We start from the raw sequence: 15,462 nt of genomic DNA, 5'->3' as shown, positions 1-15,462 counted from the left end.
TTCCGTACTCCTTCTTCCGGACCGCCTACCGGGTTAGCTGACGGGTTCGGGCGGGAAGGGGCGCCCTACCGCAGTGACTGCGGATTCACCCCGGGGTACCTGGGTCCCCGGCTCGCTCGTGAGCGACTCGGCGGTGTCGGACCGTCACCGCCCTGGTTGGACGGATTGTCACCGGCCGACGAATGACCAGAGTAGAGACGACCGTTATCAATCCGCAACCCTCGCGGCGGTGACACTCCGTACTCACCACGCTCGGGCGATTCCGCAACCCGGAGGACGAAGATTTTCTTCCTTCTGAAGTGTCTGGCAGAAAGGTATTGACCAGAGGCGGCGGACGGGGCGAAGGTGGCCCCACCTTTGCCCGCCCGAACTGGGGGTCTGATGCACCTGTCAGCGACATCGAGGAGCAGACGCGTCCTGCTGGCCGCCGCCGTGGCCGCCGCCCTGGCGGCGACGCCGCTCACCGCCGCCGGATCCGCCGCCGCGGCACCGGCCGACGACCGGCAGCAGCAGTACGCCGCCGCGGCGGCCGAGTACGGCGTGCCGGAGAGCGTCCTGCTCGGGGTCTCCTACCTGCAGTCCCGCTGGGACACCAACGCCGGCACGCCGAGCACCAGCGGCGGGTACGGACCGATGCACCTCACCGACGCCGAGCACCTCACCGCCTCCGGCGGCACCCACCACGACGAAGCAACCGAGGACCCGCGCGGGGACGACTCCCGTCCGTCCCTGGCCGAGGCCCACGAGCCGCCGGCCGTCGCCCCGCCCGCCGAGGCGGCACTCCGTACGGTCGACGCCGCCGCGGAGCTGACCGGTGCCAGCGAGGAGGCGCTGCGCACGGACGTCACGACGAACATCCGGGGCGGCGCGGCGCTGCTGGCCGCGTACCAGAAGGAGATCGGCGCCCCGGTCGGCGCCGGCACCGACCCCGCGGCCTGGTACGGCGCGGTGGCCCGGTACTCCGGCGCGGACAGCACCGACGCCGCGGCGGCCTTCGCCGACGAGGTGTACGCCACCATCGCCACCGGCGACAGCCGGCTGACCGACGACGGGCAGCGGGTCACGCTCGCCGGCAGCGCGGTCCAGCCGGAGCGCTCCTGGCTGGACCGGCTGCGCCTGCGCAAGCTCGCCCGGCCCGACGGCCTGGAGTGCCCGAGCGACATCTCCTGCGAGTGGATCCCGGCCCCCTACCAGCAGTACGGCCCCACGCTCGGCGACTACGGCAACCACGACCTGGGGAACCGGCCCGCCCAGCAGAAGATCGAGTACATCGTCATCCACGACACCGAGGGCTACTTCGGTCCCAGCGTCAACCTGGTCAAGGACCCGAAGCGGGTGGGCTGGCACTACACCCTGCGCTCGGTGGACGGCCACATCGCCCAGCACATCAAGACCAAGGACGTCGGCTGGCACGCCGGCAACTGGTACGTGAACGCGAAGTCCATCGGCCTCGAGCACGAGGGCTTCGCGGGGCACGGCACCTGGTACACCGAGGCGATGTACCGCACCTCCGCCAAGCTGGTCCGCCACCTGGCGCGGGCGTACAACATCCCGCTTGACCGCAACCACATCATCGGCCACGACAACGTCCCCGGCACCGTCGCCTCGACCGTACGCGGCATGCACTGGGACCCGGGACCGTACTGGAACTGGTCGCACTACTTCGACCTGCTCAAGGCGCCGTTCAAGTCGACCGGCACGCACCGGACCGGGCTGGTCACCATCGACCCGGACTTCGCCACCAACCAGCCGCCGTTCACCGGCTGCAACCGGCAGCCTCCGGGCGTGCCGAACCCGCCCCCGGCCACGGCCCCCTGCCCGCTGCGCGGCTCCTCCGCGCTGTTCCTGCACAACGCCCCGAGCCATGACGCGCCGCTGGTCAACGACATCGCGCTGCGGCCCGACGGCACCCCGAACACCACGTACGTCTCCGACCACGGGGCCCGGGTCTCGGCCGGCCAGACGTACGCGCTGGCCGAGGTGCAGGGCGACTGGACCGCGATCTGGTACCTCGGCCAGAAGGCGTGGTTCCACAACCCCGCCGCCAAGCCGACCGCGAAGTGGACCGTCGGGTTCGTGGTGACCCCGAAGGCCGGCAAGGCCACCATCCCGGTGTACGGCCGGGCCTACCCGGAGCAGGCCGCCTACCCCGAGGGCGTGCCGTACCAGGCGATCTCGCCGCTCCAGTACACCCTCTCGGCGGGCCAGCGGTACGCCGTCGGCAACCTGCTCCCCGGCGAGTACTACCGGGCCGTCACCTTCGACGGCTCCGCACCGGGTGACCGGACGGTCGTCCGTGGCGACAACCGGTACGTGCAGATCCAGTTCGGTCACCGGATCATGTACGTCAACCTGGACGACGTGAACCTGGTGCCCTCCCCGCTGGGCGCGCCCCGCTGATCCACCCGTACGACGAGAGCCCCCGGTCGGATCGACCGGGGGCTCTCGTCGTTGCCTCGCTGGGCGGTACCGGGGCTCAGCCGGGCCTGCGGAACCCGGCCACCGGCATGGTGTTGATGCTGGAGACGTTGACCGGCTTGCCGGCCCGGGGCGCGTGCACCATCTTGTCGTTGCCGAGGTAGAGGCCGACGTGGTGGAGGTCGCTGAAGAAGAAGACCAGGTCACCCGGACGTGCCTCGGAACGCGGGATGGCCTTGCCCTCGTTCCACTGCGCACCCGTGAAGTGCGTCAGGTGGATCCCCGCCGCCTTGTACGCGTACTGGGTGAGGCCGGAGCAGTCGAACGAGTTCGGGCCGGTGGCACCCCAGACGTACGGATCGCCGACCTGCGCGCAGGCGGTGCGGATCGCGGTGCGGGCCGCGTCGCTGACCACGCCGTTGATGGTCGGGCACTTCTCCGTCTTGACGGTGGTGACCGGCAGCGACGCCTCGAGCTTCTTGATGTCGGCGTCGATCTGCTTCTTCTTGGTGGCCAGGTCGTCCTTCTGCTTCGTCTGCGAGACGATCAGCGTGTCGAGCTTCTGCTTCTCCGCGTCGAACTTCTGGCGGACCTTGGTCACGCCCTCGAGCTGCTTGCGCTCCTGCGCGGCCAGCCGGTCCAGCAGCGTCAGCTGCTCGGTCAGCGTGTGGGGCTTGGCGCTGACCAGCAGCGCGCCGATGTCCTGCGAGGGGCCGGAGATGTAGTAGCGGGAGGCGAGGTCGCCGATCCGGTCCATCGCCAGCTCGGTCTCCAGCGCCAACGGCTGGATCTTCTTCTCCAGGTCCGCCGCCTTCTTGGTGTTGACCTTCAGCTGCGCCCGCACCTTGTTGTACTGCTCGATGGTGGGCTCGAGCTGCCGCCACTTCTGGTCGATCGCGGCCTCGATCTCGTCGACCGAGGGCTCGGCGTGGGCGGGCGCGGCGAGCATGCCGGCGCCGACGACCGCCGCGGCGACCAGGGTGAGCAGACGGTGGGCGGCCCTGCGTAGGCCACCCGGACGAGCAGACCGTCGAGGTGCGTGACGATGAGGGGGCATGGTTGCCACCGGCACCGACTCCTTTTGCAACCCGGCCGCTTGGCGCCTCGCGCGAGGGAAAGAGGGGCGAGACAGACGACCCACAGCGGCCGGTGCCCAACATTAGGGAAGGCCGGCAGCGGAATCAAGGCGACCGAGGTCCACTTCACGCCTGCGCAACCGCTTGCGTACCAAGGGTATCGGCCCGGTGCTCAAAGAGGGCAATCGATGCGGCGATGGGCGTGACCACGCCCGGGAGGCAGGTGACGGCCCCCGGTCGCGGCGTGAAGGCCGCCCGCCCCGCCGGGCCCGGCTACCGTCGGGACATGGCCCCGCTCACGCTCGCCCACGAACTCGCCCTGCTCGGCTACGACGACGCGGGGGTCAACCGGCTCGGCCGGCCCACGCTCGACTACGGCCTGGCCGGCGCCCTGCTGCTGGAACTGGCGCTCGCCGGCCGGGTCGAGATCGCCGACGGTCGGCTGGTGGTGACCGACCCGGCCCCCGTCGGGCAGCGGCAGCTCGACGACGCGCTGACCCGGATCGCCGCCGACGAGAAGCGGCGCAAGCCGACGGACTGGATCAGCCGGCTCGCCAAGGACCTGCCCGAGCAGGTGCTGGACGGGCTGGTCACCGCGGGCGTGCTCCGCCGCGACTCGGACAAGGTGCTGTGGGTCTTCCCGCGTACCCGCTATCCCTCGTCCACCGGCGCGGAGCCGGCGGTGGAGACGCAGGCCCGGCAGCGGATGGTCGCCGCCGTGGCCGGGGACGGCCCGGTGGACGGGCGCACGGCCGCCCTCATCGGCCTCGCGCGGGCAGTCGGCCTGGATCGCAAGCTCTTCGCGGAGCTGCCGAAGGAGCACGTCAAGCGCCGGCTGACCGAGATCGCCGCCGGCGACTGGGCGTCCGCCGCCACGCGGAAGGCCATCGAGGAGACCCAGGCCGCCGTGCTGATCGCCACCACCACGGCGACCACGGCCGCCATCATCACGACCACGACCTCCTGAACGCCGTCGGCGGCGGCACCGGGAGGGTGCCGCCGCCGTCGGGCGTCGCAGGGGGTACGCGTCAGCCGGCGACCGGCAGCCGCTCGGTGTCGGTGCCGCCCGGCGCATCGGGCTTGACCGACCGGAGCAGCACGCTGGCAACGTCGACGACCTCGACCTGCTCCCCGGCGCCCTTGCCGTTCACGCCGTCGTTGAGCATCGTCGAGCAGAACGGGCAGCCGACGGCGACCGTCTTCGCCCCGGTGGACATGGCCTCCTCGACCCGGTCCACGTTGATCCGCTTGCCGATCTTCTCCTCCATCCACATCCGGGCGCCGCCGGCGCCGCAGCAGAAGGAGCGCTCGCTGTTGCGGGGCATCTCGGTCAGCTCGCCGGAGATGGCGGACCCCAGCACCTCGCGCGGCGGGGCGAAGACCCGGTTGTGCCGGCCCAGGTAGCAGGGGTCGTGGTAGGTGACGCCGCCGTCGACCGGCTGCACCGGGGTGAGCTTGCCGGTGGCGACCAGGTGCGCCAGGAGCTGGGTGTGGTGGACCACCTCGAACTCGCCGCCGAGCTGGCCGTACTCGTTGCCGAGGGTGTTGAAGCAGTGCGGGCAGGTCGCGACGATCTTCCGCTTGCTCTTCTCCCGGCCCTCGAACGCCTCGTTGAGGGTCTCCACGTTCTGCTGCGCGAGCATCTGGAAGACGAACTCGTTGCCGATGCGGCGGGCCGGGTCGCCGGAGCAGGTCTCGCCCTCGCCGAGGATCGCGAACTTGACGCCCGCCTCGTTGAGCAGCGTGGCGACCGCCCGCGTGGTCTTCTTGGCCCGGTCCTCGAACGCGCCGGCGCAGCCGACCCAGAAGAGGTACTCGAAGTCGTCGACCTCGCCGACCCGCGGCACCTCGAAGTCCAGGCCCTTGGTCCAGTCCTCGCGGGTGTTCTGCGGGGCGCCCCACGGGTTGCCCTTGTTCTCCAGGTTGCGCAGCATCACGCCGGCCTCGGACGGGAAGCTCGACTCGATGAGCACCTGGTAGCGGCGCATGTCGACGATGTGGTCGACGTGCTCGATGTCGACCGGGCACTGCTCGACGCAGGCGCCGCAGGTGGTGCAGGACCAGAGCACGTCCGGGTCGATGACGCCGCCCTCCTCGGCGGTGCCGATCAGCGGCTTCTCGGCCTCGGCCAGCGCCAGCACGTCCATGTGGGCGAGCTGGGCGGCGGTGGCCTTCTCCTCGCCGGTCAGGTCCTTGCCGCCGCCGGCCAGCAGGTAGGGCGCCTTGGCGTACGCGTGGTCGCGCAGGCTCAGCACCAGCAGCTTCGGCGACAGCGGCTTGCCGGTGTTCCAGGCGGGGCACTGCGACTGGCAGCGGCCGCACTCGGTGCAGGTGCTGAAGTCCAGCAGGCCCTTCCAGGTGAACTGCTCGACCTGGGCGACACCGAACTGGTCCTTCTCGGGGTCGGCCTCCTCGAAGTCCAGCGGCTTGCCCTGGCTCGTCATGGGCCGCAGGGCGCCGAGGCCGGAGACGTTGGCGCCGGGGTCGCGCTTGAAGAAGATGTTGAAGAAGGCCAGGAAGCGGTGCCAGGCGACGCCCATGGTGACGTTGAGCGCGATCACGATGAGCCAGGTCATCGAGATGGCGATCTTGATGAGCGCGGCGATGCTGACGCCGGCCTCCCAGTTCGGCAGCACGCCGCCGACGGCGTGGCTGAGCGGGGCGGCCCAGACCGGGTACTCGAAGTGGTCGGTGGCGACCTTGAAGCCCCGGATGACGAAGCCCATGATCAGTACGGCGAGGATGATGCCCTCGACGAAGTAGCCCTGCCACATGGTCGAGCCGGTGAACCGGGACTTCCCACCCGGCCGGGTGGGCCGGTTGCGGAGCCGGATCGCGATCAGCACCAGGATGCTGACGAGACCCAGGATCGCGAGCCACTCGGTGACCAGCCCGTAGATCGCCCAGTTGCCGACCAGCGGCAGCCCGCCGGTCGGGGAGACGACCTCGAAGTACGCCTCCAGCACCAGCAGCGACAGCACGATGAAGCCGACCATCACGAACCAGTGGGCCGCACCCACGACGCTCCAGCGGAGCATCCGGGTGTGGCCGGCGGTCTCGGCCAGCATTGTCTTGGTGCGGGTGCCCTTGTCACCGAAGCGGGTCGGGTCCGGCTGACCCAGCCGGATGACGGCCACCATCTTCATGACCGCGCGTACCGCAAGCCACACCGCCACGGCGGTGATGGCGAACGCGAGGATCGTGGTGACGATCTGGACGCTGCCCATCGAGTTGGCCTCCCGGTCTGCTGCCTGTCGAGCGGCTCGGCGACCGGGGCCGGGTCAGGGCGCGATCGGCGAGCCGCAGCTGCCGCACCCTCGACCGGTCCGGTCGATGACCTCGCTCCGCTCGGTCATGCAGTGCAGCCTACGCGCAAGGTTACCCAGCAGTAACGTGAGTCATCTCGCACCCAGGCCGCGCCGCCCTGCGCACACCATAGGGCGCGGTCACCGCCACCGCCGGGTAGGGGCTCCACCGGGTGACAGGGGTTGCCGACAAACGGCCGGGTCGCGCCACCGCCGACGGCTGGGGTGGTCGCGCTCGGCGGCCCCGCCGCCGGGCCGGCGGCGGGGTCGCGACGCTCAACGCCAGCGGGAGAGCAGGATCAGGGAGGCGACCATGGCGCCGAAGCCCACCGCGAGGTTCCAGTAACCCCACGCCATGACCGGGTATTCCTGCTCGGAGAGGTAGTAGACCACCAGCCAGCCGATGCCGAAGACGATCAGGGCGACCGCCGAGACCGGCAGCCAGACCGGGCTAGGCTTGCGCGTCGCCGCCGTCGCCGTCGGACGGACGTCCGTCGGCGGGGTGTACACCTTCTTCTTGCGGACCTGAGACTTGGGCACGACGCTCTCCAGAGGGGTTACGACCTCGTCCGGCCTGACAACCGGGCGCGGGGGCGACGGTCCATGGCCAATAATGTTCGACAGCTAGCGTAGTCCCGAAGGCCCGTCCAATCCACGAATGGGGCGAGGCCGATGCAGCCAGTGACCGAAAAAGGCGGGACTGTTCGGGTCGCCGCAGCGGTCCGCGCCTCCGCGGGCTGAACCAGACGACGGGGAAGGAACGCTCGGTGGAGTACACATCCGGCGCGGCCTCCTGGCAGAAGGTGCTCCGGCGGGCCGTCGCCGGGCTGCTGCCTCGGCGCCCACGGCAGCGACGACCGGGCTGGTCGATCGGGGTGCCGCTGATCGCCGCCGCGGCCGGGCTGCTCTTCACCACCACGGCCACCACCGCCGGTGGCACCGCGCTGCGGGAGGACCGCCGGCCCCAGCTCAACCAGTTGATCGAGGACCGGCGCGCGGAGGTGGCGGCCAGCGAACAGCGGGCGGCCAACCTGCGCGCCGAGGTCGAGGGCCGCACCAACGCCCTGGCCAGCTCCGACGGGCCGATCAGGGAGCAGCAGAACCGGGCCGCCGCCAGCCGGGACGACGCCGGCTTCACGGCGCTCGCGGGCCCCGGGGTGACGGTGGAACTCGACGACGCGCCCCGCCGCAACGACGGCGCGCTGCCCGCCGGGGCCACCAACGACGACCTGGTCGTCCACCAGGGGGACGTGCAGGCGGTGGTGAACGCGCTCTGGGCGGGTGGCGCCGAGGCCATGTCCATCATGAACGTCCGCGTGCTGTCGACCAGCGCGGTACGCTGCGTGGGTAACACCCTGCTGCTGCACGGCCGGGTGTACTCCCCACCATTCAAGATCGTAGCAATCGGCGATCCCGCTGCCCTCCAGCAGGCCCTCGCCGACTCTCAGGGAGTCCGGTTGTTCAGGGACCTGGTCGACGACTACAAGCTCGGTTACAAGGAGACGGTCTCCACGGTGACCGTGCCGGCGTTCGAGGATTCGACCACGCTGCGCTCGGCGACGGTGCCACGGTGAGTCGTCCCCCGGACGATTGGTCCGAGGACCGCGACGGCCGCCACCGCGACCAGGGTGACGGGCCGACCGCCTTCCTACCCAAGGTCGACCGGTCCGGCCCCGCCCCCGCCCCGGCCGGCGCCTGGCCGGAGCCCACGCTCCCGCCCCAGTCCCCGGCCCTCCGCCCGCCCCACGTGCCCGGCCCGGCCGCCGACGGCCGCCCGGGCGCCGAGTGGTCGCGCGACGCGCCGGGGCCGGGCCGCCCGACGCCGGAGCCGGGCCGTCGCGCCAACCCCGGCAGGTTCCCGAGCGCCGACCAGCCCCGTTATGCCGGCAATCCCGCCCGGCCCACCGAACCGGGCCGTCCCGGTCCCCCGGACCACGGCCGGTCGGGCCCCGCCGACTTCGGCCGCCCCGGCCCGGACCAGCGCGGGTCGGGCTTCGACGGGCGCGGCGCCGACCTCGACCGACGCGGGCCGGACTTCGACCGGCGCGGGCCGGACTTCGACCGACGCGGAGCCGACGTTGACCGACGCGGGTCGGATCTCGACCGGCGCGGGTCGGACTTCGGGGCCGGTGACCTAGGCCGACAAGCGTCCGCCGGCTTCGCCCGGGCCGCCGGTGGCGACCACCCCGGGCCCGCCAGCTTCGGCCGGTCGGGGGCGGACGACGCCCGCCGTCCCGGCCCCACGGGCGTCGACCGCCCGGACTCCGCCGACTTTCGCCGGCCCGGCCCGGCCGGATCGGGCTTGTCCGCGGGGCCCGGTGCCGGCCCGTTGCCGTGGTCCGGTGCCGGCCCGGTCCGGCCGGCCGCTCCGGCGCATCCCGCTCCGCCGTCCGACGACCGCCGACGCCCGGGTGCCACCGAGGCCGGTGGCGGGCAGCACCCGTCCCGCCCGCCGGTCGATCGCGCCGCCACCCGGGAAGGCCGGCCGACCGGCGACGCGCCGACCGCCTTCATCCCCAAGGTGGGCGCGTCGGCCAACGGCCCGTCGGCCCCGGTCTCCCCGGCCGCCCCGCGCGACGTCGATCCCGGGGCCACCGCCCTGATCCCGGCCGTGCCCGGGCGTACGCAGGCCGCCCCGGCCGCGCTCGTCGAGTCGACCGCCCTGATGGGCGCGGTGCCGCGTCCCCCGAAGACGGACGATCCGGAGAGCTCCGACGCCCCTGCCGGCGATCAGCCTCGGCCGCGCCGGGGTGAGCGGGTGGTCCAGCTCCGCCCGGAGCAGACCGGAGAGGGTTACAAGAGCGTCTACTCGGAGCTCACCCGACCGTCGCTGGGCTCCCGGCTGCGTACCGGCGTCCGGATCAGCGGCGAGCTGCTGATCACCTTCGGTCTGGTGGTGCTGCTCTTCGCCGGCTACGAGGTGTGGGGCAAGTCCGCGATCGTCGACGCGCACCAGAACGACCTCAGCCAGCAGTTGGCGCAGGCCTGGGGCCCCGAAGGTGACCCGACGGTGGCACCGTCGGCGAGCGCGTCCGCCAAGCCGAAGCCGCCCGTGCAGGGCAAACCCATCGCCGGGCTCCACATCCCCAAGCTCGACAAGAACTGGGTCGTCGTCGAGGGCGTCACGCAGAAGGACATCCGGTACGCGCCCGGCCACTACCCGTCCAGCGCCCTGCCGGGCCAGGTCGGCAACTTCTCCGTCGCCGGGCACCGCAACCGCGCCACCTTCTGGCGGCTCGACGAGCTGAACGACGGTGACGCCATCGTGGTGGAGGGCAAGACCGAGTGGCACGTCTACAAGGTGACCGAGAGCCGGATCGTCAAGCCCACCCAGGTCGAGGTGGTGGCGCCGGTGCCCGGCAAGCCCGGGCAGAAGCCGACCAAGTCGATGCTCACCCTGACGACCTGCAACCCTAAGTTCGACAACTACCAACGCCTGATCATTCATGCCGAGCTGGCGCGCAGCCAGCCCAAGTCGGCCGGGCGCCCGGCGGAACTGGGGACCTGACGGTGTACGGCTGGATCTGGCGCAAGCTTCCCTTCGGGCTGCCCGGCAAGCTCGTCGGCAGCCTGTTGATCGCCAGCGCGATGGTGGCCCTGCTCTGGTACGTGGTCTTTCCGTGGGCCGAGCCCCTGCTGCCCTTCGACGACGTGCAGGTCACCCAGGACTCCGGCGACCCCGGTGGCGACGTGGTGCCGGGCGGCGGGGAGGGCGACGGCGCCCCGACCGGCGACGAGCACGACCTGCCGTACGACACCGAGCAGAACAACACCCCTCCCGCCTCCCCGGACGAGTGAGCCCCTGATGCGTGTCCTGGTGATCGACAACTACGACTCGTTCGTCTTCAACCTGGTGCAGTACCTGGGCCAGCTCGGCGTCGACTGCGACGTCCGGCGCAACGACGAGATCGAGGTCGCCGAGGTGGGCAGGGTCGGCGCGGCCGGCGTGCTGCTCTCGCCCGGCCCTGGCAGCCCCGACCGCGCCGGCGTCTGCCTCGACGTCATCCGCGCGTACGCGGGCGAGCTGCCGATCTTCGGTGTCTGCCTGGGGCACCAGGCGATCGGCGAGGCCTTCGGCGCCACCGTGACCCGCGCCCCCGAGCTGCTGCACGGCAAGACCTCCGAGGTACGCCACCGCGACGTCGGGGTGCTCGCCGGCCTGCCCGACCCGTTCACCGCCACCCGCTACCACTCCCTCGCCGTGCTGCCCGAGACGCTGCCCGAGGAGCTGGAGGTCACCGGCTGGACGGCTTCCGGGGTGGTCATGGCGATGCGGCACCGTACGCTGCCGATCGAGGGCGTCCAGTTCCACCCGGAGTCGGTGCTGACCGAGGGCGGTCACCTGATGCTGGCCAACTGGCTGGCGGCCTGCGGTCACCTGGAGGCGCTGGAGCGGGCTCCGGCGCTGGCCGCCGAGGTGGACGCGCGCCGCCGCGCCGCATTCGCCACGGCCTGACACGAGGCTCTGGCCCCGCCGGCCGGTGTCCGCGCGGTTCCCTCTGCCCGGGCCGTTGCCGCCGGGTCAGCCCTTGAGCGCGTCCTGGACCGCCGGGTCAGCCCTTGAGCGCGTCCTGGATCGCCGGGTCGGCGGGCGAGCGGACGGCAGACGGCCGGTCGCGCACCGCGTCCCAGGCCGCCTTGCCGCTGGCGAAGTAGTCGCGGACGCCCTTGCCGACGAGCAGGACGGGTCCGCAGCCGGTGCAGCGGGCGGTCACCCCGTCGACGTCGAGGCCGAGGTGCCGGCACAGCGTCACCGCACGGGACAGGTGGTAGGACTGGGTGACGATCAGGGCGCGTTCGACGCCGTACACGTCGCGCGCCCGGGCGCAGGTGTCGTAGGTGTCCAGGCCGTACGGGTCGGCCACCACGCGACGAGGATCGACGCCGAGCCGCTCGGTCAGGTGGCCCGTCATCGCCGCCGTCTCGTCGCCGGACGCGCCACCGCCGTCGCCTGACACGAGGACGACCCGGGCCCGCCCGCTCTTCACCAGCGCGGCGGCGGTCTCCAGGCGGCCGGTGAGCCGGTCACCCGGCTGACGGCGGTCCGCCGCCACGGCGGTGCCCAGGACGATCACGACGTCGGCGGCCGGCGCGTCGGCCTCGCCGTAGAGGTGACCACGGGCGGCGGTCGTCGTCCAGAGCCAGGGGAGGCTGGCCAGGAGCAGCGCCACCAGGCCCAGAGCGGCCGTACGGGTCAGGCGTCGCCGCCACCGGCTCGTCCGGTCCGCCACGCCGGTCGCCGGCTGTCCGTCGTCGCCGACAGCCGGAGGGCGCCGCCTGGCGGCGACAGAAGGATTCTGCCCGGGGGCGTCGACAGGGCCCTGACCGACGGGATCCGCAGGGCCCTGACCGAGGGCATCCGCTGGGCGTTGCCCGGCCGGGTCCTCCGCGCTCACGAGCGCGTCAGCGCTCGGGGAGCCGGATCGGCGGGGTGGTCGGCAACGGGAGCCCTCCGCCGCCACCGCCGTCCCCGGGGGTGGTCGGCGTGGCGCTGGGCGTCGGGCTCGGCGTATCGGTGGGCGGCGGCTCGGCCTGCGGCACGGTGACCACGATCGTCACGGTCTTGCCCCGGGCGAGGTTGCTGCCGGCCGGCGGGGTCTGCGAGGTGACCTGGCCGGCCTCCTCCGGCGGCACCTCGCGGCCCTGCTTGACGTCGACCCGGTAGCCGGCCTCGTCCAGTTCCTCCTTGGCGTCGTCCTCGCTGTCGCCGACCACGTTGGGCACCTTGCCGACGTTGCCCTTGGAGACGGTGAGGGTGACGGTGCTCTCCGCGGCGACCTGCTTGCCCTCCTCGGGCGACACCTTGAGGACGATGCCCTTTTTCTCGGCGTCGTCCTCCTCCTTCTTGTCCACCTTGAAGCCGGCGGCCTCCAGCCGCGTCTTCGCGCTCTCGTAGGTGGAGCCTTCGAGTCCGGTCGGGATGGCCTTCATCTCCACGCCGCCGCAGACCCGGACGACCACCTCCTGGTTGGGCTCCAACGCGGAGTTCGCGGGCGGGGCCTGTTCGACCACCTGCCCCTTCTGGCAATCCTTGTTGAAGACCTGCTCGCCCTCCTTGGGCACCAAATTGGCCTGCGAGATCCGGGCGAACGCCTCCTGCTGGGTCAAACCGGTCACCGTGGGCACCGTGACCCCGTCGTCGCCGTCACGCTGGCTCAGCAGGGCGGCGGCGAGGGCGATCACCGCGAGGACGCCCACCGCCGCGAACGTCGCGATCAGCCAGGAGGACGCCTTGCGCCGGCGCGGGTCGCCGACCCGGGCCGGCATCTGCCGGGTCTGCGGGGCGCCGGGGGCGCCCGCGTAGCCGGCGGCGGCCGGGGCGAGCTGCGCCGTCTCCTCCTGCGGGAGCACCGGGGTCGCCATCACCGGACGGCCGGCGGCCGCGCGGAGCAGGTCGGCGCGCATCTCGCCGGCGCTCTGGTAGCGGTTCAGGGGGTTCTTCGACAGCGCCTTGAGCACGATCGCGTCGACGGCCGGGTTGACGTCCGGGTTGATGTCGCTCGGGGTCGGGGGCGTCTCGCGTACGTGCTGGTAGGCCACGCTGACCGGGCTGTCCCCGACGAACGGCGGGTGCCCGCAGACCAGCTCGAAGAGCACGCAGCCGGCGGCGTAGACGTCGGAGCGGGCGTCGACCGCCTCGCCGCGCGCCTGCTCCGGCGAGAGGTACTGCGCCGTACCGATGACCGCGCTGGTCTGGGTCATGGTGGTGGCGCCGCTGGCCAGCGCCCGCGCGATGCCGAAGTCCATCACCTTGACCTGGCCGGTCTGGGTGAGCATCACGTTGCCGGGCTTGATGTCGCGGTGGATGATGCCGTGCCGGTGGCTGAACTCCAGGGCCGCGCACATGTCGGCGCAGATCTCCAGCGCCCGGCGCGGCTGGAGGCGCCCCTCGACCCCCAGCACCTCCTTGAGGGTCCGCCCGTTGACGAACTCCATGACGATGAACGGCAGGGTCTCGCCGGTGGGCGCGGTCTCCTCGCCGGTGTCGTAGACGGCGACGATCGCCGGGTGGTTGAGGGACGCGGCGTTCTGCGCCTCCCGGCGGAACCGCATCTGGAAGGTGGCGTCCCGGGCGAGGTCGGTGCGGAGCATCTTGATCGCGACGTCCCGACCGAGCCGGAGATCGCGACCGCGGTGCACCTCGGCCATACCGCCGTAGCCGAGCAGCTCGCCGACCTGGTACCTGCCACCGAGCAGGCGGGCCTGCGCTGTCATCGCGTCTGTCGTCCTTCGCTCGTCGTCTCGTCGCTGCCCGACCGGGGCAGTTCCTGTCGACGGTACGACGTCCCGGCCGGATCGTCGCGTCCGTCGGGCCACAGCGCGCCGGACGTCACCGTCGGCGGAGTGACCGCGCTCGACTTCGTGCTCTCCCGCACGCTGTAGGAAATCACGCCGGAGCAGACGAGGACCAGTACGGCCAGGATGATGGCGAGGAACACCATCCCGGGCCGGGACCGCTGTCCAGCCGGCTGGTGTGCCGGCGGGGCGGCGTGTCCCGCGTACGGCATCGGCCGGGCCGGCTGCACAGGCGCCGCGCCGCGCGGGTAGCCGGGCGGTGCCACCTGCGGGTGCTGGACCGGCACGGCGGGCGCGACCGAGGTGGGGCGGAGCGGCGCGGCGGGCGCGACTGAGGTGGGGCGGTGCGGCGCGGCGGCCGGCCGGGGGCTCGCCACGGGCGGCCGGTGCGCCGCCATGGGCGGACGCGGCGGCTGCGCGGCGACGTTCGGCTGCCGGTGCGGTGGCGACACCGGCGGGCGCGGCGGCGGCACCTGGGCCCGGCCGGGCGGGCCGGCCGGCGACGCCGGGGCGGCGGAGATGGGCTGGCCTGCCGCCCGAGCCTGCTGGGAGAGCTGGGCCTTCAGCTGACGGGCGACCCCGGCCAGCGTGGCGGCGCTCGGCCAGCGTGCCGCCGGGTCCTTCGCCAGGGCCCGCTCGACCACCGCCCGGACCTGCGGCGGGATGTCGGCCGGCAGCGGACGGGGTGTCTCCCGCACGTGCCGCATCGCGATGTCGAGGGGATTGTCGCCCTCGAAGGGGCGTCGGCCGGCGAGGCACTGGTAGGCCACCACGCCGAGCGCGTAGACGTCGGAAGCGGGCGTCGCGACGCCGCCGGTGGCCTGCTCCGGAGAGATGTACGAGGCCGTGCCGAGCACCGATCCGGCCGCCGTGAGCTGGGCGACCAGCTCCGAGCGGGCGATGCCGAAGTCGGTCAGCACGAGGGTGCCGTTGGGCCGCACCAGCAGGTTGCCGGGCTTCACGTCCCGGTGCACGATGCCCTTCACGTGCGCGGCGTGCAGCGCGTCGGCCGCCTGGGCGACCAGCGCCATCGTGCGGGCCGGGGTGAGCCGGCCGACCCGGGCCAGGGTGGCCGACAGCGCGTCGCCCTCGACGTACTCCATGACCAGGAAGGCGATCTGCTGGTCGTTGCCGAAGTCGTAGACGTCGACCACGCCCGGGTGGTTGATCGTGGCCATGGTGCGGGCCTCGCCGCGGAAGCGCTCGGCGAAGTCGGGGTCGTCGAGCAGCGCGGGGAGCAGGCTCTTGACGGCGACCGTACGGCCGAGCACCTGGTCGGTGCCGCGCCAGACGTCACCCATGCCGCCGCTGGCGATCCGCTCGTCCAGGCGGTAGCGGTTGCCGAGCTGCACCCCGGGGCTCAACAT

General features: G+C 72.6%; 11 protein-coding genes, 1 pseudogene and 1 riboswitch. Of the genes and pseudogenes, 6 read left to right on the top strand and 6 right to left on the bottom strand.

Translation table 11 applies throughout. The annotated features are described in order from the left end of the window. Positions 1-8: 8 nt before the first annotated feature. A riboswitch (cyclic di-AMP (ydaO/yuaA leader) is annotated at positions 9-143 on the bottom strand. Between the two features lie 238 nt (positions 144-381). Next, entirely contained in the window at positions 382-2,400 is a 2,019-nt protein-coding gene (locus CLT72_RS22790; protein WP_101413515.1) for an N-acetylmuramoyl-L-alanine amidase, read from the top strand. A gap of 76 nt (positions 2,401-2,476) precedes the next feature. Here the strand turns inward: CLT72_RS22790 and CLT72_RS22785 are convergent, their stop codons facing one another. Beyond that, entirely contained in the window at positions 2,477-3,490 is a 1,014-nt protein-coding gene (locus CLT72_RS22785; protein WP_101413514.1) for a C40 family peptidase, read from the bottom strand. 290 nt (positions 3,491-3,780) lie between these two features. On the opposite strand from CLT72_RS22785, the gene CLT72_RS22780 reads away from it, so the two are divergent. Continuing rightward, on the top strand, positions 3,781-4,461 hold the full coding sequence (locus tag CLT72_RS22780) for a GOLPH3/VPS74 family protein (protein ID WP_101415329.1): 681 nt from the start codon (positions 3,781-3,783) through the stop codon (positions 4,459-4,461). Positions 4,462-4,522: 61 nt separating this feature from the next. Here the strand turns inward: CLT72_RS22780 and CLT72_RS22775 are convergent, their stop codons facing one another. Both CLT72_RS22775 and CLT72_RS22770 read right to left on the bottom strand, forming a co-directional pair. Beyond that, positions 4,523-6,721 carry a (Fe-S)-binding protein gene (locus tag CLT72_RS22775; protein WP_089002722.1) on the bottom strand — a complete coding sequence of 733 codons (2,199 nt, stop codon included), beginning with the start codon at positions 6,719-6,721 and terminating at the stop codon, positions 4,523-4,525. 354 nt (positions 6,722-7,075) lie between these two features. Then, positions 7,076-7,339, bottom strand: a complete 264-nt coding sequence (locus CLT72_RS22770) for a cell division protein CrgA (RefSeq protein ID WP_089002723.1) — start codon at positions 7,337-7,339, stop codon at positions 7,076-7,078. Positions 7,340-7,566: 227 nt separating this feature from the next. On the opposite strand from CLT72_RS22770, the gene CLT72_RS22765 reads away from it, so the two are divergent. The 4 genes and pseudogenes from CLT72_RS22765 (at position 7,567) to CLT72_RS22750 (ending at position 11,255) form a co-directional block, all read left to right on the top strand. After that, complete coding sequence (locus tag CLT72_RS22765; protein WP_101413513.1) at positions 7,567-8,373, top strand: DUF881 domain-containing protein; 807 nt, start codon at positions 7,567-7,569, stop codon at positions 8,371-8,373. Between the two features lie 576 nt (positions 8,374-8,949). Further along, a pseudogene (locus CLT72_RS33000) lies at positions 8,950-10,307 on the top strand (class E sortase); the annotation flags it as partial. 2 nt (positions 10,308-10,309) lie between these two features. Continuing rightward, positions 10,310-10,597 carry a hypothetical protein gene (locus CLT72_RS22755; RefSeq protein WP_101413512.1) on the top strand — a complete coding sequence of 96 codons (288 nt, stop codon included), beginning with the start codon at positions 10,310-10,312 and terminating at the stop codon, positions 10,595-10,597. Positions 10,598-10,604: 7 nt separating this feature from the next. Further along, positions 10,605-11,255 carry an aminodeoxychorismate/anthranilate synthase component II gene (locus CLT72_RS22750; protein ID WP_101413511.1) on the top strand — a complete coding sequence of 217 codons (651 nt, stop codon included), beginning with the start codon at positions 10,605-10,607 and terminating at the stop codon, positions 11,253-11,255. Between the two features lie 97 nt (positions 11,256-11,352). Here CLT72_RS22750 and CLT72_RS22745 read toward each other — a convergent pair whose 3' ends face one another. The 3 genes from CLT72_RS22745 to CLT72_RS22735 form a co-directional block, all read right to left on the bottom strand. Further along, the gene (locus tag CLT72_RS22745) at positions 11,353-12,030 is read right to left on the bottom strand and encodes a SanA/YdcF family protein (RefSeq protein ID WP_101413510.1); all 678 of its coding nucleotides are present in this window, start codon (positions 12,028-12,030) and stop codon (positions 11,353-11,355) included. A gap of 172 nt (positions 12,031-12,202) precedes the next feature. Then, complete coding sequence (pknB, locus tag CLT72_RS22740) at positions 12,203-14,014, bottom strand: Stk1 family PASTA domain-containing Ser/Thr kinase (protein WP_101413509.1); 1,812 nt, start codon at positions 14,012-14,014, stop codon at positions 12,203-12,205. Further along, on the bottom strand, positions 14,011-15,462 hold the full coding sequence (locus CLT72_RS22735; RefSeq protein ID WP_101413508.1) for a protein kinase domain-containing protein: 1,452 nt from the start codon (positions 15,460-15,462) through the stop codon (positions 14,011-14,013). Before CLT72_RS22735 ends, pknB begins: the two co-directional genes overlap by 4 nt.

The organism is Micromonospora sp. CNZ309 (genome assembly GCF_002846525.1).
This window is presented reverse-complemented; position numbering and strand designations above follow the sequence as displayed.

Excerpts from the sequence above, each read along its gene's own strand:
- CLT72_RS22780 (WP_101415329.1), top strand. The coding sequence starts at position 3,781 with ATGGCCCCGCTCACGCTCGCCCACGAACTCGCCCTGCTCGGCTACGAC.
- CLT72_RS22775 (WP_089002722.1), bottom strand. The coding sequence starts at position 6,721 with ATGGGCAGCGTCCAGATCGTCACCACGATCCTCGCGTTCGCCATCACC.
- pknB (WP_101413509.1), bottom strand. The coding sequence starts at position 14,014 with ATGACAGCGCAGGCCCGCCTGCTCGGTGGCAGGTACCAGGTCGGCGAG.
- CLT72_RS22750 (WP_101413511.1), top strand. The coding sequence starts at position 10,605 with ATGCGTGTCCTGGTGATCGACAACTACGACTCGTTCGTCTTCAACCTG.
- CLT72_RS22735 (WP_101413508.1), bottom strand. The coding sequence starts at position 15,462 with ATGTTGAGCCCCGGGGTGCAGCTCGGCAACCGCTACCGCCTGGACGAG.
- CLT72_RS22790 (WP_101413515.1), top strand. The coding sequence starts at position 382 with ATGCACCTGTCAGCGACATCGAGGAGCAGACGCGTCCTGCTGGCCGCC.